17 protein-coding genes and 1 tRNA gene are annotated in these 18,441 nt (G+C 39.5%); 8 read left to right on the top strand and 10 right to left on the bottom strand.

Features of this window, described 5'->3' with window-relative positions; all coding sequences use genetic code 11:
* The first annotated feature begins 76 nt into the window (after nt 1–76).
* Nucleotides 77–847: a TerC family protein gene (locus F0145_RS08475; RefSeq protein ID WP_150087875.1), complete on the top strand. Its 771-nt coding sequence runs from the start codon at nt 77–79 to the stop codon at nt 845–847.
* A 218-nt stretch (nt 848–1,065) separates the two neighbouring features.
* On the opposite strand, the gene F0145_RS08470 is transcribed toward F0145_RS08475, so the two are convergent.
* From F0145_RS08470 to F0145_RS08445, 6 genes are all read right to left on the bottom strand, one after another.
* Nucleotides 1,066–1,491, bottom strand: a complete 426-nt coding sequence (locus tag F0145_RS08470; protein ID WP_150087874.1) for a hypothetical protein — start codon at nt 1,489–1,491, stop codon at nt 1,066–1,068.
* A gap of 72 nt (nt 1,492–1,563) precedes the next feature.
* Nucleotides 1,564–1,803, bottom strand: a complete 240-nt coding sequence (locus F0145_RS08465; RefSeq protein WP_150087873.1) for a hypothetical protein — start codon at nt 1,801–1,803, stop codon at nt 1,564–1,566.
* A 193-nt stretch (nt 1,804–1,996) separates the two neighbouring features.
* Complete coding sequence (locus F0145_RS08460) at nt 1,997–2,419, bottom strand: helix-turn-helix domain-containing protein (protein ID WP_150087872.1); 423 nt, start codon at nt 2,417–2,419, stop codon at nt 1,997–1,999.
* Nucleotides 2,420–3,015: 596 nt separating this feature from the next.
* Nucleotides 3,016–3,444, bottom strand: a complete 429-nt coding sequence (locus F0145_RS08455) for a hypothetical protein (RefSeq protein ID WP_150087871.1) — start codon at nt 3,442–3,444, stop codon at nt 3,016–3,018.
* Nucleotides 3,445–3,891: 447 nt separating this feature from the next.
* Nucleotides 3,892–4,227 carry a hypothetical protein gene (locus F0145_RS08450; protein WP_150087870.1) on the bottom strand — a complete coding sequence of 112 codons (336 nt, stop codon included), beginning with the start codon at nt 4,225–4,227 and terminating at the stop codon, nt 3,892–3,894.
* Between the two features lie 177 nt (nt 4,228–4,404).
* Nucleotides 4,405–4,478, bottom strand: a tRNA-Asp gene (locus F0145_RS08445).
* 239 nt (nt 4,479–4,717) lie between these two features.
* On the opposite strand from F0145_RS08445, the gene F0145_RS08440 reads away from it, so the two are divergent.
* The 5 genes from F0145_RS08440 to F0145_RS08420 all read left to right on the top strand — a co-directional run bounded on the left by F0145_RS08440 (nt 4,718) and on the right by F0145_RS08420 (nt 8,989).
* Nucleotides 4,718–5,668 (top strand): acetyl-CoA carboxylase carboxyltransferase subunit alpha, encoded by a 951-nt coding sequence (locus F0145_RS08440; protein ID WP_150087869.1) that lies wholly within the window; start codon nt 4,718–4,720, stop codon nt 5,666–5,668.
* A gap of 279 nt (nt 5,669–5,947) precedes the next feature.
* Nucleotides 5,948–6,793, top strand: a complete 846-nt coding sequence (locus F0145_RS08435) for an MBL fold metallo-hydrolase (RefSeq protein WP_150087868.1) — start codon at nt 5,948–5,950, stop codon at nt 6,791–6,793.
* 2 nt (nt 6,794–6,795) lie between these two features.
* A complete protein-coding gene (locus F0145_RS08430; RefSeq protein ID WP_150087867.1) occupies nt 6,796–7,575 on the top strand; it encodes a patatin-like phospholipase family protein in 780 nt (259 codons plus the stop codon).
* A gap of 81 nt (nt 7,576–7,656) precedes the next feature.
* Nucleotides 7,657–8,340, top strand: coding sequence for a hypothetical protein (locus F0145_RS08425; RefSeq protein ID WP_150087866.1), 684 nt, complete (start codon nt 7,657–7,659; stop codon nt 8,338–8,340).
* 100 nt (nt 8,341–8,440) lie between these two features.
* Nucleotides 8,441–8,989, top strand: a complete 549-nt coding sequence (locus F0145_RS08420; RefSeq protein ID WP_190277500.1) for a 1-acyl-sn-glycerol-3-phosphate acyltransferase — start codon at nt 8,441–8,443, stop codon at nt 8,987–8,989.
* A 768-nt stretch (nt 8,990–9,757) separates the two neighbouring features.
* On the opposite strand, the gene smc is transcribed toward F0145_RS08420, so the two are convergent.
* Nucleotides 9,758–13,285, bottom strand: a complete 3,528-nt coding sequence (gene smc, locus F0145_RS08415; RefSeq protein WP_150087865.1) for a chromosome segregation protein SMC — start codon at nt 13,283–13,285, stop codon at nt 9,758–9,760.
* A gap of 544 nt (nt 13,286–13,829) precedes the next feature.
* Between smc and F0145_RS08410 the strand changes: the two genes are divergently transcribed.
* A complete protein-coding gene (locus tag F0145_RS08410; protein ID WP_150087864.1) occupies nt 13,830–14,270 on the top strand; it encodes a VOC family protein in 441 nt (146 codons plus the stop codon).
* A gap of 148 nt (nt 14,271–14,418) precedes the next feature.
* On the opposite strand, the gene F0145_RS08405 is transcribed toward F0145_RS08410, so the two are convergent.
* From F0145_RS08405 to F0145_RS08395, 3 genes are all read right to left on the bottom strand, one after another.
* On the bottom strand, nt 14,419–14,982 hold the full coding sequence (locus F0145_RS08405; RefSeq protein ID WP_150087863.1) for a class I SAM-dependent methyltransferase: 564 nt from the start codon (nt 14,980–14,982) through the stop codon (nt 14,419–14,421).
* 156 nt (nt 14,983–15,138) lie between these two features.
* Nucleotides 15,139–15,801, bottom strand: a complete 663-nt coding sequence (locus tag F0145_RS08400) for a DUF4159 domain-containing protein (protein WP_150087862.1) — start codon at nt 15,799–15,801, stop codon at nt 15,139–15,141.
* A gap of 15 nt (nt 15,802–15,816) precedes the next feature.
* On the bottom strand, nt 15,817–16,527 hold the full coding sequence (locus F0145_RS08395; RefSeq protein WP_150087861.1) for a 16S rRNA (uracil(1498)-N(3))-methyltransferase: 711 nt from the start codon (nt 16,525–16,527) through the stop codon (nt 15,817–15,819).
* A 376-nt stretch (nt 16,528–16,903) separates the two neighbouring features.
* Here F0145_RS08395 and F0145_RS08390 point away from each other — a divergent pair, with 376 nt between their 5' ends.
* Nucleotides 16,904–18,256: a peptide MFS transporter gene (locus F0145_RS08390; RefSeq protein WP_150087860.1), complete on the top strand. Its 1,353-nt coding sequence runs from the start codon at nt 16,904–16,906 to the stop codon at nt 18,254–18,256.
* Nucleotides 18,257–18,441 lie beyond the last annotated feature (185 nt).

Below are 18,441 nucleotides of genomic sequence, written 5' to 3'. Positions count from 1 at the left end.
TTCCGGAGAGCTTACTGCTGCCGGAACAAGTAATTTTAATGTTTAATCTTTAAGCACAAACTGCCTTCTAAATTTTATGTACGAGCAATTTTTAGATATTATAAATAATCCCCTATCATCGCTGGCCATTATTGGTAACCTAATTATTATAGAAAGTTTATTGTCGGTTGATAACGCTGCCGTACTGGCTACCATGGTAATGGATTTGCCAAAAGAACAACGACAAAAAGCGTTGCGCTACGGTATTATTGGCGCTTACGTTTTTCGGGGTATTTGCTTGCTTTTTGCTGCTTTTTTAATTCAAATCTGGTGGTTAAAACCATTAGGCGGCTTTTACCTGCTTTTCCTGGTTTTTAATTATTTCCGATCCAAAAGCACACCCGATAAAAGCGATGATTTACTAAATAAAAAAGAACATTGGTTTTACAAAGCCACTGTGGGTTGGATGAACCAGTTTTGGGCAACGGTTGCGTTGGTAGAAATAATGGATTTAGCTTTTTCGATTGACAACGTTTTTGCAGTAGTGGCTTTTACCGAAAACCTAATCTTAATATGGTTGGGCGTATTTATTGGTATTTTGGCAATGCGGTTTGTGGCCCAATGGTTTGTGCAACTTATGGGCAAATATCCGTTTCTGGAGCCGGCAGCTTTTTTAGTAATTGCTGTGCTGGGTCTAAAATTAGTACTATCGGTTTACGAGCATTTCCGCCCCGGCGATGCTGTAAGTAAGTTTTTAAGCGGCCATACCGCCGACTGGATGACTTCGTTAATTACGGTTCTAATATTTGTAGTGCCTGTTATTACTTCGTTGTTATTCAATTACCCCAGACACGCCCAACGCGGATAGATTTATCATTAATTTTTCAGAAGTTTAATAAAAACAAAAAGCATCAACTTATAAATTGATGCTTTTTGTTTTTATTTCTTAATGTAAAGGTCTATCATATTTTAAATAGAATATTATACACGCGCCAGGTTATGCTTAAAGCTAATTCAACTAAAAGCTATTGAGCAGCAAGAATAAGGCTTTAGATAAGAACGTATTAATTAAAAGAATTGCGGTTTTTAGATTATTTCTGTCCCTACTAACCACTCCAGGGCATCGGCTAAGTCTAAAAAAATCTCTATATGCACATTGTGCTTCAATGCCGGATTGTTAAACACGCTGTCATGTATCCGGAAAGTATCCATTATTTCTAAACCAACAGAATTTACCAGGTAAGCTATTTTTATATGCCGGTTGTGAAACAATGGAAAAATATCGCGCACTAACCAGTTTTGGTCGGAAACTTCCAGGTAATCTCTTTTTCTGACATCGAACAGCGATTTGTTGAAATCATGTATGAGCGCATAATCTACTAACTTTTGAGTTTCTTCCCGAAAAAGTACACTGCTAGGTTGTTTTAGCCAGTTTATCTGAATATACTTAAAATCACGGTTCTCTTCTATTTTAACAAAATCAGTTTCATAAATTAAGGTTACCGGTATCATGCAAAATGGCCTGCGCTGCTTATATCGTTTAACTAAAACCTGTACTTAACAGAGAAGTTAAAGTTAAAAATATTAATCCAGTATAACAGAGTTAAGATAAGCTTCCAGGCACTTTTTACTCGTAAAAGTTCTGATTTTAAAAATATTCTCTTGTAGGCCATGGTACCAGATTTCGGCGAAAAAGTCTTTTACCCGGTATAAGTTTATTTTATGGCCTTCTTCCTGTCGGGAAGCCAGGTAAGTTCCTTCTGCCCAAATGTAGCTAACCTGGTTATAAAAAGGTAAGGTTTTAAACTTATACTGATCTAACATAGGCTTACATTGTTTAAGATTAACTTTAAACCAATTTAAAAATATTTGCCTTTTAATTGGTTAGGCAAATAAATGAAGCCCCATCGTTCTGGTTTTTTATAAACTTGGTTGATGGTAAAAGTTGCTGTTAGATTAATCAATAAACTAATCTGCTAACAAAGAAAATTTAACTCAATGAATAAAAAGAATTTATTTAATAAGGTACATTATGGTTTAGCAAAACCATAAAGAAGAAGGAATTTACTTTATTTTCCTGAATAACGAAAGTAATTTGTTCGATTGTTTTAGAAAGCTCCCGCTTTAAACGATCGATTTCGACGTGGCATAATTCTAATTGGCGGTGCAAACCCTGAATATTTTCTTTCACCAAATGCAAGTCGGAAGGGGAATAAGTACTGGTATTTTCGGATTGCTGACCCGGGTCGAGGTCAGATAAGAAATATGATAACGGTAAATTTACCCGTTGTGCTATTTTTCGGAGGTACTTCAGCTCAATAGAATCTAATTTGTAAAAACTAAGCAATCTGGCGTAGCTTACTCCCGCATACATGGCTACATCCTGGGGTTTCAGGCCAGATTTCTTAATTGCTTCTTCGATTCTTTTTCCTATTAACATTTAAATTAATTTTAGTTAGTCTTAAATGAGGTCAGACGTTAAGGATATTTTGTCTTTAAATCATACGGCTTTACTACATCTATAACAGCCTCAATGGTGTTTATTTTATACTATCTGTTTAACTGTTCAGCAGTTCTCTTTATTTTAAAAAAGGCAGCAAATTAAACCTGATTATATTTTAAATATAAAACGCGATTACAATTACTGCAGTGTGCATTTTGCTTTACACTAATCTGATATAATGTATTAAACGGATTGCGTAAATATTTAGAAAAAATATTAAAATGTCAAGAACAACTATTTTAATTATCTTAAATATTTGTAAATTTCCTTTATTACAAACTTAAGATGAGAGCTTTAATATTTAAAATAGTTATAAAGTATTGAAGAAGCTGTATTAGCTTCTTAATACTGATTTTATAAAGAGGGAACTTGATGGAAAATAGAAAGCACAGAAAATATAAAGTACTATGTAATAGTAATTTTATATTTAAATACGAAGGAAAATACGCTTATAATAGAGATTAAACACGGGTAAAAACCAGTGTGCTACAACCTTAATGTATACTCTTTTAAATTCTAGTTTTGTGTAATATCTAAAGATACAAACCTATTTCCAATAGCCAGTTTTGGGCTTCTTCTTCGTTTAGAAAAATCATGCCGGCTACATGCTTTTGGTATTTAGGATTAGTTAAAATATGGTCGTGAATCTGGTAAGTATCCATAATATCAAAGTCTTCTAGACTAACCAAATAAGCAAACCGGATACTCTTGGTTTTAAATAAAGGAAACACTTCCCGAACCAGCCAATCCTGGTCTATTTCTTTTAACGAAGTTCTTGCCCTAACATCAAACAAGAAGTTATTTAAATCGTTTTTTATGGCATAATGGGTATACTGCAAAGTTTCCTTCCTGAAAGTTTCACTATTAGGTTTTTGTAACCACGTAACTTTAATGTAGCTGTATTCTAAATTAGCCTCCACTTTAATGTAATCGTTCTGGTAGGCTGTCTCTAAAGGAATCATGAAGGGGCAACTTTTTGTATTCAATGTTTTAGCTAAATTATATGTGAGTTTTTCTCTATAATTTGGTTGTGCAAAAGTATTAAATATTTTACATATTTAATTATTTTATTCTTATTATTTTACATTTTATTAAACATTTTGAATATATTATTTAATAGTTTTTAGCTGATTTGTCTACTAGCTTTAAATAAATGTCATCTATACAACAGTATTGATCTATGATAAAAATATACTTTTTATAAATATATTAAATTTAATATATTAATGCAACATTAAGTACTCTTTTTCATATATATAAATTTAAAATGTTGTATAGTACTAATAAGATGTTAGTTATTTATATAGCAGCTAATCATAAGCCCTAGAAATAAATACGTATTACAAAGTATTTACATGCACTTCTTAGTTGTACTTAAAAGTATGTTGGTAATTCTAATCCTAAGCAGGTTAGTCCTGTAATACAATGCGGGAATGCTTTAGGGTTTGCACCAAAATATCAATAACTTTTACCAGCTTATCAACTGTTTCACTCAGAACTTCCGGGTTATGGGAAATTAAAAAACGAGCATTATTCTGGAACAAAGCCAAATCGTGTTGTACTTCTACTACCAAGGTTAAAGCTTTCGATTTGGCTAATAACGTATTAAGATTATTTTCTAATTTATTTGTTAGTTGCCAAACTTCGTCGCAGGCATTTGAAACAATCTGGTAATTCTTGGTCTCTGGCCAGCTTCTGGATTGTAACCAGGCTTTTAACGAAATAAGCTCCTGATAAACTTGCATAGGGTAGGGGTTATTAACTTTTAGATTACTCAAAAGTAACCAGAAGTAGACGGCATAGGAAACCGGAAAAACACCCTATTTAACAGGAGATATACAGAGCAGCTATATAAGCTTTAAACCTATGAAAAATAGATATAAAGCAAAAAAGCCCCTCAGAATAAACTGAGAGGCTTTTTGCGGTCCGGACGGGACTCGAACCCGCGACCTCCGCCGTGACAGGGCGGCATTCTAACCAACTGAACTACCGGACCTTTTTTCTTTAATTTCGCGCCGCTTTGTTGCGTTGTTCCTTTAAAGTGATGCAAATGTATAGGGTTAATTTATACTATGCAAGTGCAGGCTTAATAATTTCACTAATATTTTTCTGAATATATTGTAAATTATAGATAATCAGCCACATAATTTTTATCTTTTTTTGTAAGCGGCTCCCATACTTTTAATTCTGATAAACGTTTAACTTTGCACCAACGATCTAACCTATAAAATTTTTATGCTTCTAGATTTTGAACAGCCCATCGCGGCTTTGGAAGGCAAACTTCGCGAAATGAAAAAACTGGCCGAAGACAGCCAGGTAGATGTATCGGAGGCAGTAAAGGCTTTAGAAGAAAAAATAAAGCAGCTTAAAAAAGAAACTTACGCCAATTTAACCCGGTGGCAGCGGGTGCAGCTTTCGCGCCATGCCGATAGGCCTTATACATTAGACTACATTGAAGGCTTTACTACCAAGTTTATAGAACTGCACGGCGACCGAAACGTGCGCGACGATAAGTCTATGGTAGGTGGCTTCGGCGAAATAGACGGCCGCACCATTATGTTTATTGGGCAGCAAAAGGGGCGCAACACCAAGCAGCGGCAGCTGCGTAACTTTGGTATGCCCAACCCCGAAGGATACCGGAAAGCTTTGCGGTTAATGAAAATGGCCGAAAAGTTTAATAAACCTATTGTAACTTTTATTGATACGCCGGGCGCTTTTCCGGGTATGGAAGCCGAGGAACGCGGACAGGGAGAAGCCATTGCCCGCAACCTGAAAGAAATGTTTATGTTAAAAGTGCCGGTAATCTGTATTGTTATTGGCGAAGGCGCTTCTGGTGGTGCTTTAGGTATAGCCATCGGCGACCGGGTTTTTATGCTAGAAAATACCTGGTATTCGGTTATTTCGCCGGAAAATTGCTCTACTATTCTCTGGCGGAGCTGGGATTACAAAGAACAAGCCGCCGATGCTATGAAAGTAACAGCTAAAGACATGCTCGAATTTAAATTGATAGACGGCATTATTAAAGAGCCATTGGGCGGGGCGCACACCGAACCAGAAAAAATGATTAATACCTTGCGCAAGCATATTCTAAAAACCCTGGACGAACTGGAGCAAATTCCGGCTCAGGAACGCATTAGCCAGCGCATTGATAATTTTTCGTCGATGGGTGTGGTACAGGAACTGTAACACAATTATGCTTTTTGAAAGCGTGCAAAGCCATTTTAAAATCAGCTTCTAATAAAAAGCCCTGTAAGTTAGCAGGGCTTTTTTATGCTTTATTAATAAAATATTCCTTTATCATTATTATTATATAGTCATCATAAAACGCAACTTTATTAAAACAAATCAAATAAATTATATTCCACATTAATTTTATTTCATATAATTTTTGCTATATTACCTAATAAATTTTAATTTCCATCGTTCTTGCTTGAGTTTAGTACCTGAACGGCAAAATTTAAGCTTATGCAGCTATTTTCGATAGATACCGGATATTTTAAATTAGATGGGGGAGCTATGTTTGGGGTGGTACCAAAAAGCATCTGGCAAAAGACCAATCCGGCCGATGAAAATAACCTTTGTACCTGGGCCATGCGTTGTTTGCTCATTCAGGATGCAAATAAACTTATTTTAATAGATACCGGCTTTGGTACTAAAATGGAGCCTAAACTGGCCAGCTATTATTACCTGCACGGCGAAAATACTTTGTTGGGATCTATTCAAAAATTAGGTTTTTCGGCTACCGATATAACCGATGTTTTTCATACACATTTACATTTTGACCATTGCGGGGGTAGTGTACAGTATAATACTGACCATACCCGCCTGGAACTTACATTTCCGAATGCCCGCTACTGGACCAATGCCGAACATTACGAATGGGCCACTAAACCCAATGCCCGGGAAAAAGCCAGCTTTTTAAAAGAGAATATTCTGCCAATGGCCGAAAGCAGCCAGCTTCATTTTACTCCGTTGGGAGCAGCTTCGCCTTTCACACAGTTCGAAATTATTTATGTGAATGGCCACACCGACAAAATGATGCTGCCGGTTATCCGTTATAAAAACAAAACAATTGTATATATGGCAGATTTATTACCCTCGGTCGGGCATTTACCAATTCCGTATGTAATGGGCTACGATACCCGTCCTTTACTTACTTTAGAGGAAAAAGCTGCTTTTTTACAGGAAGCTGCCGATAAGAATTATATTCTCTTTCTGGAGCACGATTCGGTACACGAGTGCTGTACAGTAAAACATACTGACCGGGGTGTACGTTTAGACCAAAGCTTTTTACTAGCCGACGTTTTATAATTATGCGCATTGGTCTTACATTGTCCGGGGGCGGAGCCCGCAGTTTTGCCCACTTAGGTGTTTTAAAGGCGCTGGCCGAACTACAATTATCCGTTGATATAATTTCGGGTACCAGTTCCGGGGCAATTGTCGCAGTATTGTACGGTATTGGCCTATCGCCGGAAGAAATATTTCAGAAGGTAACCGAAACTAAATTTATGCGCTTGATTAGGCCTGGATTTAGCCGCTACGGTTTAATTAACCTGACCCAGCTGGAAGATACCTTTAAACCTTACCTGGCGGACAAAACCTTTGCTGATCTTACACCTAAAGTAATCATCAGCGCTACCGATATTAACCGGGGCACCACTGTTTATTTTTCGAAAGGTGAAATTATAAAACCTTTGGTTGCTTCTTCTGCGTTGCCTTTTTTGTGCCAACCTATTAGCTACCAGGGGCACCTACTCGTAGATGGCGGATTATTAAATAATTTGCCGGTTGAATGTTTAACCGGTTACGCCGACTTTACCATTGGGGTACACGTAAATCCAATTGACCACCAGCGAGATGTAAAATCGTTAAGAGATATGGTGGAGCGAACCTGCCAATTAGCTATTAATAATAATGTTACGCCACGTATGAAGCTGTGTAATTTTTTAATAGAGCCGCCCCAACTCAAGCATTACCGTTTGCTAAGCATAAAACAAGCACGCGAAATGTACGATGCCGGCTACGAACACACCATGAGTTTGTCCGAAAACCTGTTAGCCCAGCTCAAACAAATTGCCTATCAGCAGGCATAATTCATAAGCAGCATAGGCAAAAAATTGACCTTAAATTATTAGTGAGTAAATTATTAAATTAAAATATCTACCCCCAACAGAATGCAAAAGCTTTTATCGTTTATCGCCTGCTTTCTTTTAACTTATTTTACTTATGGTCAGAATAATTCGGGCCACATGGTAAATGCGTATATTCTTAAAGGAAGTTACATGCTTGGAGGAGGCATAAGTTCTTCTTTTAACGGGTTCAACTACAAAACGCCCAATAACAATGGCGATAAAGGTTCTATAATACGGGTAAATACAGACTTAAAAATAGGTTATTTTAACTGGGAAGATATTGGCATTGGGCTTAAAGCCGATTTAAACTATTATAACCGGCAAAGCGATTCTACCACCAACGATCTAAAGCAAACTATTTTATTAGTGGGCCCTTTTGTTAGAGGATACCTGGACAACGGTATTTTTGGAGAAATTAGCGCCGGCTGGGGTTTAAATAATACTTTCCGTATCTCGCAATCTAATTTGTTTCAGGGCGAAGCTGGCGTAGGCTATACTTATTTTTTAGGGCCTATTGGTCGGCAAAATTATTGGTTAAGGAACAAGCAAATAGCCATAGAGCCTATGGTTTTATTTAAATATTACCGGCAAAATTTTGGCGCCAAGAAAAACAGCGACAACTACCGTGCAGAGTACGGCCCGGAACTGCGGATTTCGGTACAGGTATTTTTCTTACGCCAAACCATGATGCTGCCAAACCCAATCAGAGGCAAAAGACCTGAATAATTTATAAAAATTAATGAGCTTAAAAATTTTTAGGAAGAGCCAGTTTCAGAAGTTTGAAGCTGGCTTTTTCTCTTGTGGCTAATCTTGTACCTTTGCCTCTATGATCGCAAAATTTTTATCCAGAATAATATTTAAGATTTTTGGCTGGCACGTAGCCGGACAAATTCCGCCCGATTTGAAAAAAAGTATGATGATTGCGGCCCCACATACCAGCAACTGGGACTTTTTATTTGCCCGCTGCGCCTTTTACCTGATGGATGTGGATTTGCGTTATACCATTAAAAAAGAAGCCATGGTTGGGCCGTTGGGCTGGCTGTTAAAAAAAATGGGCGCTTTGCCCGTCGATCGTTCCCGTAACAATAGCCTGGTTAGCTCTATGGTGAATATTCTGAATAATTCGGAACAAATGGTAATTATGATTACCCCCGAAGGTACCCGCAAATACCAGCCCCGTTGGCGCAAAGGCTTTTACTATACTGCCTTAGAAGCCAATGTGCCTATTATTTTGGGCTACCTCGATTATCCCAAAAAAGAAGCTGGTGTTGGCCCAATTTTTTACCCCACCGGCGATGTAGAAGGCGATATTGAAAAAATAAAAGCTTTTTACCGCACAAAAAAAGGCAAATACCCCGAGCAAGGCGTAAGGTAGTTTCGTTATTCGTTGATTGTTATTCAAATTCAAAATAAAAATTCGAATTTGGGTTAGCTACTTTAAATTAATGTAATTAATATAAAAGGAACCAGGTTATGGTTCCTTTTATATTTTACTCAGGACTTTCGCCGCCGCTGCTCTTGCCTGGTGTTCTCACCATAGCCGTCAAGCAAAGGAATACTTAGCAGTAGAAAGGCTGATTACCCCGGCCAGTGCCCTCACAGGCTGGAACATGATTAGTTGGGACAAATTTGCAATGGCATTGCGTTGGCTTGTCAGGGGACAAGCCAAGGAAGGGGTAGAGTCATTATTGGTAGTTTGTTAATCACTATTCGGGTATTTATAACAAGTATAGTTTTTCTGATTCGATAAGCACATGGCGCTATGGATAGTGTTATCACCGCCAATTTTAAAGCCATTGCTTAATTACTTGTTTATCAAAACACGACATAAAGGCAGCGGCTTCAACAACGAATAAAGAAATTGGTAAATGGCGCGGGCGTCCTCGCCCGTGTCTTCTTCTTTGGGCCTCTGGCCGCTAGTGTTTCTATATGAAATTTACCAGGCTTGTTTATAGCGGCCAGAGGCCGGAAGTTAATTATCACCGGCGGGACGCCGGCGATAACAATATCTATAGAGCAATCATAGTTAAAATTAGTATAAAAATATTGCTACAATTATAAAAGGAATTGATAAAAAAGGAGCCAACTAATAGGCTCCTTTTTTATCAATTCCTTTTTAGAAATCGGACAACGAATAACGACTCTACGCCAGTTGCCTTAAATCTACCGGAATAACCCGTGAAACGCCAGGCTCCAGCATGGTAATGCCGTAAATAACATCGGTAGAAGCCATGGTGCGCTTGTTGTGGGTAACTACAATAAATTGCGAATCACCGGAGAAGGTTTTCACAATGTTGTTAAACTTATCAATATTAGCATCATCCAGCGGGGCATCTACTTCATCGAAGATACAGAAAGGCGCCGGTTTTAAGAGATAAATGGCGAATAGCAGCGAAATAGCGGTTAAGGTTTTTTCGCCACCGGAAAGCTGGTTAATGGTTAAAGGTCGCTTTCCTTTGGGCCGGGCCATAATTTCAATTTTCGATTCCAGCGGGTTATTCATATCCGCTATTACCAAATCGCAGGTATCTTCATCCGAAAAAAGCGAACGGAACACGCGGGTAAAGTTCTCCTTTATCATCTCAAAAGATTCCAGAAACTTATCTTTGGCCACCTGGTCTATTTCGCTGATGGTTTGCAGCAAAATATTTTTAGCATTTATTAAATCAGCTTTTTGCTCTTTAATAAATTTATCGCGCTGGCTTATTTCTTCGTAAGCTTCGGCCGCCATGGGGTTTACCGGACCCATGCTGTCGAGGCGGGTTTTAATACTGTTTATCTGGCTGCTAAGTTCTTCGTTGCTATGTTCCAGCGGTTGCGATGGTAATTGGGCCAAATCTTCTTCGGTAATATTAAACTCAGCCGCTAAGCGTTCCTGAATAGCCACCAGTTTTATTTTAGAATCCGAAATAGCCTGCTGCATCGAAATAAGCACCTCATCGGCGTTCTGGCGTTTGCGTTGAATTTCCCGGATAGTTTTATCTTTGCTGTCGATTTCGCCGCGCAAACTAAAAAAGTCTTTTTCCAGTTTGTCCAGTTCTTCGCTTAATAATTTTCGCTCGGCTAATAATTGGTTCAGGGTTTCGGTATTGTCCAGCACAAATTCTTCGGCCGCAATAATTTCGTCTTCGGCCCGCAGCAACTCATCTTGTTGCGCTTGCTGGCGTAAGTAGCCGGTTTCCAAAGATTTTTGCCGGTAGTTAATTTCCTGCTGCACGCTGGTCAGCCGGTTTTTCAACTGGTGGTACCGAATATTTTCTTCGTTAAACACCTGGTTAACTTTCTGAATTAAATCGTTGTGCCGGTTAAGTAAATCCTGATAAGAACTCAGCTCCGATTCAATGCGTTGCAGATCCTGCTGTAACATTTCGGCTTGCGGCACCAGTTCGTAGCTTTTGTACCGCAAATCCTCCAGCCGTTCGGTTAGTTCGGCTTCTTTGTTGTGGTTGGTTTGCTGCGATAAGGCGTGTTGTTCGTGCCGGATGCGAATACCCATCAGCTCCTGTTGCTGGGCCGAGATAATCCGCTCTGTCTCTTTTATAACCTGCTGGCGCGTTTCTCCTTTCAGGTTTTGAATAACCTGCTGTTGCGTATTAATTTTAATTTTCAGCGTTTCGGCTTCTTTTACCAGCGTATCCAGTTCCTGGGCCAGGTTGTCGAGGTTTTGTTTCCGGCCAATGCGGTTACCGTCGAACAAGCCCACCGAACCACCCGAAATACTCAGTGGCTTTTTAATAACCGAGCCATCGCGCAAAATAAACGTGCGGTGATCGCCGCTAAAAAAATCGGAAGGCAGCTCCTGCGAAATATAAACTTCGTTTAGAATATATTGCCGTAGCTTTTCGTAGCGCTCAGAAGTGGAAACCACCTCGTAAGCCGCTTTTAATTTAGTTGTAGAAAGGGTAGGGCCGGTATCTAAATCTTCGAGTTCTGCCAGCACAATAAAATTAGCCCGGCCTTTGTTTTGGTTATTCAGCAGCTTAATAGCCTCTACCGCATCTTCGGTGGTATCTACCACAAAAAAATTCATGTAAGGCTCCAGGTAACTTTCTATCAGCGATTTATATTCCTGCTGGCAAACAATAATATCCGAAAGGAGCGGGGCCGGCTTTTCCCAGTTTTTAGATTTGTATAAAAATTTGATTGCGTCAGGAAAACCTTCCAGGTTATCTACCAGCGATTTGGTTAGGTTGTATTGGTTGCGCTTGGCATCAATTTTCCGGTTTAGTTCGGTTAAATTGGTGCGTGTTACTTGCAGATCGGTTTCGGTTTGTTCTATGCTGGCCTGCAATTCGTTTTCCTGCTCCACCAAAGCGTCCAGCTCAGACCGTCGTTCGAGCAATATTTCTTCTTGTTCGGCCATGTCAGCCAAATATTTATCGGCGTTTTCGGCTTCGTTTTGCTTCTGGGCCGTTAAGCGTTCCAGTTCCGAAGTTAAGTTAACCACCTGCACCTGGGTAACCTCAATATCTTTGCGTACCTGGTAAAGGCTGTGCTGTTTTTCGCGTTGCTGATTTATTACATCCGTAGATGATTTTTGTAAATCGGCTTTATGGGCATTGGCTTGTTCTATTTCCTGGCGAAGTAAACTTACCTGCTGCTCAGACTCTACGTATTCCTGCTGAATCAGAATAATATCTTGCTGCAGTTGGCCAATGGTTTCCTGGGTTTGTTCCAGGACCATGTTGTCCTGGCTAATCTGTTGCCGCAGCAAGCCCATGCGTTCCTTTAAATAATTTGTGCGCTCGGCTTTTAGCTTTATTTCGTTTTCGAGCTGGCGAATGTTATAGGTTTTCTCGTTGGCTACTTTTTGTTGCGCGGTAAGTTGTTCCTGCAAATCGTTGGCAGCCGTTTTATGGCCGGCCAGTTCTTCTTCCAGAGCGTCCAGGTGCTCGGCTAAGGTTTTCTTTAATTCGGTTTCCTGCTGCAGATTGCCTTCCAGGGTAGCCAACGTGGTTTGATGGTGCGCAATGTTGCGCCGGGCGTATTCCAGGCTCAGGGTTTTATGCTCTTCTTTCAGGCCGAAATATTTCTCGCACAACTTGGCCTGCCGTTCCAGCGATTTCAGGTTTTTGGCAATTTCAAACAGCACGTCTTCGAGGCGCTCCAGGTCGGCATCGGTTTCTTCCAGCTTTTTAAGGGTTTGCTTTTTGCGCACCTTAAACTTAGAAATACCGGCGGCTTCTTCGAATAATAAACGGCGGGAGTTTTCCTTGTCATTTAATATTTCGTCTACCATTTTCAGCTCAATAATGGCGTAACTATCAGAGCCGATACCGGTGTCGAGGAATAATTCGTTAATGTCTTTCAGGCGGCAGGGAATGCCGTTGAGTTGGTATTCGCTGTCGCCGGTCCGGAAATATTTGCGGGTAACAATTACCTCGGAATAAGCGCTGGGCAAAATGCCTTTAGTATTGTTAAAAGTTATTGAAACTTCGGCCAGTTGCTGCGGCTTGCGGTTTTTGGAACCGTTAAAAATAACGTTCTCCATTTTATCGGAGCGGAGATTCCGGGTTTTTTGCTCGCCCAGTACCCACCGGATGGCATCTACAATATTGGATTTGCCGCAACCGTTGGGGCCCACAATACCCGTAATACCTTCGTCGAAGTTAATAACAACCTTATCGCCGAAGCTTTTAAAACCTTTAATTTCTAATCTGGATACTTGCATTAATCTAAAGCCGTACTTACCAATCTACCCCACAAAAATACATATTTTCCGCCACAGTAACTAAGTTAGCCGTTGATTGCTCCTTATTCCGGATGAACGATTACCGGTTGTGGCGGGTAGTGAAACTTTAGACAATAATAAACCAGGGGCAGTTCCGCGGTGCTGGTTCTAATTACCAGATATTAGGCTGACTCATGTTGCGAGGAGCCAAGCCAGAGACTAATGTTTTTGCCGAAAATTTTAAATACTTTAAAAAGGTATAGTAATTAGATGATAAAATCTTCTTTTGTCTTCATACTCGTATTTATATATAGTATATTGGTTATTCCAGTTCCGGTTAACTGCAACTACTAGAATATTGCGGATAAGCCGAATTTTCGGTTTATCCTCTGGTTGGGCATCATTATAATCGACAACTTTTGCGAAACCAGGCTGACATAACCCTATAACTTTGGCGCAATCAACCTCTTTTTTGACGCGATTATACCCTGATTATTTAGAACTTAAGCAGTATGTTTGAACCTTAAAAATAAGTTTAATAACTATGGCACTAATCAATCCTCACATTAATTTTAACGGAAATGCCGAAGAAGCATTTACCTTTTACAAATCGGTTTTCGGCGGAGAGTTTGCAAAAGTTATTCGTTTCAAAGACCTTGCAAGTCCTGAATTCCCGGTAGCAGAAAAAGAAAAAAATAAAATTATGCATATTGCTTTGCCTATTGGAAAAAATAATATGTTGATGGCAAATGATGTTCCGGAAATTTTGGGAAAAACTAACGAAAATGAGAACAGAAGTAAAATTGTAATAATTACTGAAAGTAGAGAAGAAGCGGACAAATTATTTGATGGGCTTTCAGTAGGAGGACAAATAGAAGGGCCTATTGGTGACAGTCCCTGGGGTTCATATTTTGGTTGTTTTAGAGACAAGTACGGAATTGAATGGATTGTGGAGTTTGATCCAGAATATAACGGAAAAGTATAAGCAGAATACAAAGAACGCCCAACAGTGGGCTTCTAAAATTGTGGCTTGACCTTAAGCATTCGACTTTGAATCGCGATTTTGCTTTCGTGGTTATTTGAACCTTTAGTTTTTCAAATGCCACAATTTTATAAACACTTACCGTTACTGGTTACTTTATCGCTTCAAAAATGCGGATAGGCGGGGCATTGCGGATGCAGAACTCGGTTTTTACTTTTTTAAAGTGCAGTTCCAGGTAATCTTTCAGAAATTTATCTAACTGGAAAAAAGTTTGGTAGGCCAGAAATTTACCACCAGGGCGCAGGCACTCCGCTGATTTTTGCACAATATTATTCCGGAGCGGATGCGGCAGGAAAGAAAAAGGAATGCCCGAAATAATATAGTCGGCGTTTTTAGCCCCGCTGCGGGCCAGTAACTCCACCACATTTTCGGCGCTTTCGTGGTATATAACCAACCGTGGGTCGCGAAAAGAGCTTTGCAGAATATTTACAAAATCCAGGTTTCTTTCGATTAAAATTAAGGTAGAATCGGGCGTTAAATGATTGAGGAGGTAGCGCGTAAAAACGCCGGTGCCGGGGCCATACTCAATTATTACGTTTTTCTTCCGAAAATCTATTTTATCGCAGACTTTTTTAATGCCAAAGATAGAAGTAGGGGTAAAAGAAGCGACCTGTTTGTCGCGCAACATGTTTTTTAAATAAACAATGGTATCCATTCGCTATCTTTTGCTGGGTGTTTTTGTCAGGTGTTGGTACTTTTATAAACCGTTTTTTTCGGTAATATATTTAAAATAATCTAATTTCCGCGCGTTGCCCAAAAGGAATATATTACGGGATTTCAGGAAGGCCGGATGTTAGCGGCCGGTTATTTATTAATCGAAATTAGTGAGAGCATAAGACAAAATATTGGCGCCCATGCGTAAAGCTAATTGGCGCTTTTCTTCCGGATCGTTGTAAATTTCCTGATCTTCCCAGCCGTTGCCTAAGTCGCACTCGTAAGAATAAAAGCAAACCAACCGGCCCTGGTAAATAATACCAAACCCTTGCGGCGTTTTATTATCGTGCTCGTGAATTTTAGGCAAGCCTTTCGGAAACTTATATTTCTGGTGATAAATAGGGTGGTTAAAGGGTATTTCTACAAAACTCAGTTCCGGAAAAACTTTCTTCATTTCGGTCCGGATGTATTTGTCTAAGCCATAATTATCATCAATATGCAGAAAGCCGCCGTTTACCAGGTATTTTCGTAAGTTTTCGGCTTCGGCATCGGAGAAAACCACGTTGCCGTGGCCGGTCACGTGCACAAACGGGTAGCTAAATAATTCGGTGCTGCCAACCTCCACAATAGCTTCGTCTTTGTTAATATTCATGCTCAGGTTCTGGTTGCAGAACTTAATTAAATTGGGCAAAGAAGTTTTGTTGGCGTACCAATCGCCGCCGCCATTGTATTTTAATTTGGCAATCTGGAAACTAGGGTTTTGCGCCAGGCTGCCAATGACGGTAAACAAGGTTAAAAAGAAAGAGAATAAATATTTCATGATTTATAAATGCAGTTAAGCAATTTTCATTTCGTATAATAAATTTAAGGTATGGCAGGCTACCAGCGCCGCCGTTTCGGTACGCAACCGGCTGTTGCCCAAGGTTATGGGTTTAATATTTTTTTCATAAGCCAGCTTTATCTCGGCGGGGCTAAAATCACCTTCAGGACCAATTAGTACACAAGCCGAATCGCGTAAGTTTATTCTGTGCAAAGGGGTTCTGTCGTGCTCTTCCAGATGCGCTATATACGTATTATCGGGTTGAATATTTTTTATAAACTCTTTAAACGGAATAATATCGGTTAACACCGGCTTATAAGCTTTTACGGATTGCTTCATGGCGCTTACCACTACTTTCTCCAGCCGATCCAGATTAACCTGCTTTCGTTCTGAACGTTCGCAAAGCAAAAAAGATATTTGATTTACCCCAATTTCTGTCGCTTTTTCGAGAAACCATTCTATCCGATCAATATTTTTAGTGGGTGCTACCGCCACGTGAATATGAAATGGCCGGTAACCAAATTGCTTAACCGTTTCTACAATCCGTAAAACACATTTTTTAGGATTATCCTGCTCAATAGTTGCTTTGTAAAACCCACCACTACCATCTACTAAATTTACGAAATTACCTTTAACCAAGCGCAAAACTTTTATGGCGTGCTTCGATTCTTCTTCGGGTAAAATAACGGTTTGTTCGTGCAGAATGGGAGTATAAAAAAGGTGCATTTTTGTTTTGTTTAGGAGCAAGTTTAAAATTTATCTTTTGGGCTGCAAAGGTTTGCTATTATAACCTGACTTTGTCTATTTTCCGGGAGGTAGCGCTGCTATGCCCCTCAAAATGAGTTTTGTCAGATCCTAATACCAAACCTTTTCGCTTTCAAAAAATAAAATTTATTTAAGCTCTAAGCCAATATACTAGCTGTACATTATTTTATTGCTATTAACGTTAACAAAATATTATTGCAGCAGGTTAAAAGAATAATTTAGTTTAAGTAAGTTGCCCGCTATTTATAGTAAAAGAATAATATTTGGCATTTTGCGGTATAGCTTGTAGATTTACTTAACTTGTAAAAAAATACTCTTTTATTTTAAAATTTTTTAAATGGAACAAACGCTAGCGGAAGAAAGACTCGCCGGAGAAATAGCAGAAAAACATCCTAGTTCGCTTTACATGCTCTTCTTTACCGAAATGTGGGAGCGGTTTAGTTATTACGGCATGCGGGCCTTGCTTACTTTATATTTAATTTCAGAAGTATCGAGAGGGGGGTTGGGCTGGACCTCAGCCGAAGCCGGCCAGCTTTATGGCATTTATACGGGTTTGGTTTATGTTACGCCCTTAATTGGCGGTTACCTAGCCGATAAATTTTTGGGTTACCGGTCGGCGGTTATTATTGGGGGCATCTTAATGGCGCTGGGCCATGCTTCGCTGGCTATTGAACCTATGCCGTTTTTTTATGCGGGCTTAGGTTTATTAATTATTGGCAACGGTTTTTTTAAACCCAATATTTCTTCGATGGTGGGGCAGCTTTACCCCGAAGGCAGTAAGTTAAAAGACTCGGCTTATACCATTTTTTACATGGGTATAAACATGGGAGCCTTTTTAGGTTCTTTAATATGCGGTTACTTGGGCGAAAATATTGGCTGGCATTATGGTTTTGGCGCCGCCGGCGTTGGCATGGTGTTGGGCTTGGTGCAATTTTATATTGGCCGCCACCGCTTAGGTAAAATTGGCTTAAAGCCCGAGCGAAAGGCCGCTAATGTGGTAAATACGCCTAAAGAACCTTTAACCAAAGTAGAGCGCGACCGCCTGGTAGTAATATTAACGCTATCTTTCTTCTCTATTTTATTCTGGCTGGCTTTTGAACAGGCTGGTTCTTCCATGAATATTTTTGCTTATAAATTTACTGATCGTACTATTTTCGGCTGGGAAGTACCAGCTACCTGGTTTCAATCCATTAATGCGTTCTTTATTTTTACCTTAGCGCCGTTCTTTTCTATGTTATGGGTAAAGCTGGCCAAAAAGAATTTAGATCCTTCCGGTCCTTTTAAGTTTGCCATTGGTTTGTTTTTGCTGGGCTTGGGCTTTGCGGTGCTGGTATTTGGTTCATTATCTATTCCTCAAGGTGCTGAAACGGCCGGTGTGAGTATGATTTGGCTGGTACTGGCTTATTTGCTGCATACCATGGGTGAGCTTTGTTTATCGCCGGTAGGTTTGTCTTTTGTAAATAAATTATCGCCGGCCCGCTTAATTGGCGTTATGTTTGGAGTATGGTTTTTTGCTTCGGCTATTGGAAATTACATTGGCGGTGCTTTAGCCGGTATGATCGATGAAATGGCCAAAACCCAGTCTATGTCTAGCTTCTTCCTGATATTTGTGGGAATTGCTTTTGTAGCGGCTTTCCTGCTTTTTCTGTTATCGCGCAAGCTGGTTAAATTAATGCACGGCGTACACTAATTTATAAATAACTTCCTTTTTAGAAGCCTCTGCCCTAATCTGTGCAGAGGCTTTTTATTTATATAAATGGCAAATAATACCATTATAAAGCGAAACGTGTATATTATTGGTCATCCTGAGCTTGTCGAAGGAACTATTACAGCATTATAAATCAGATTTAGATGTTTCAATAGGCTACCTATGAC

Source organism: Adhaeribacter rhizoryzae (assembly GCF_008629685.1).
GTDB lineage: Bacteria > Bacteroidota > Bacteroidia > Cytophagales > Hymenobacteraceae > Adhaeribacter > Adhaeribacter rhizoryzae.
Note: the sequence above shows the minus strand (reverse complement) of the source record. Positions and strands in the feature narration are given on the sequence as shown.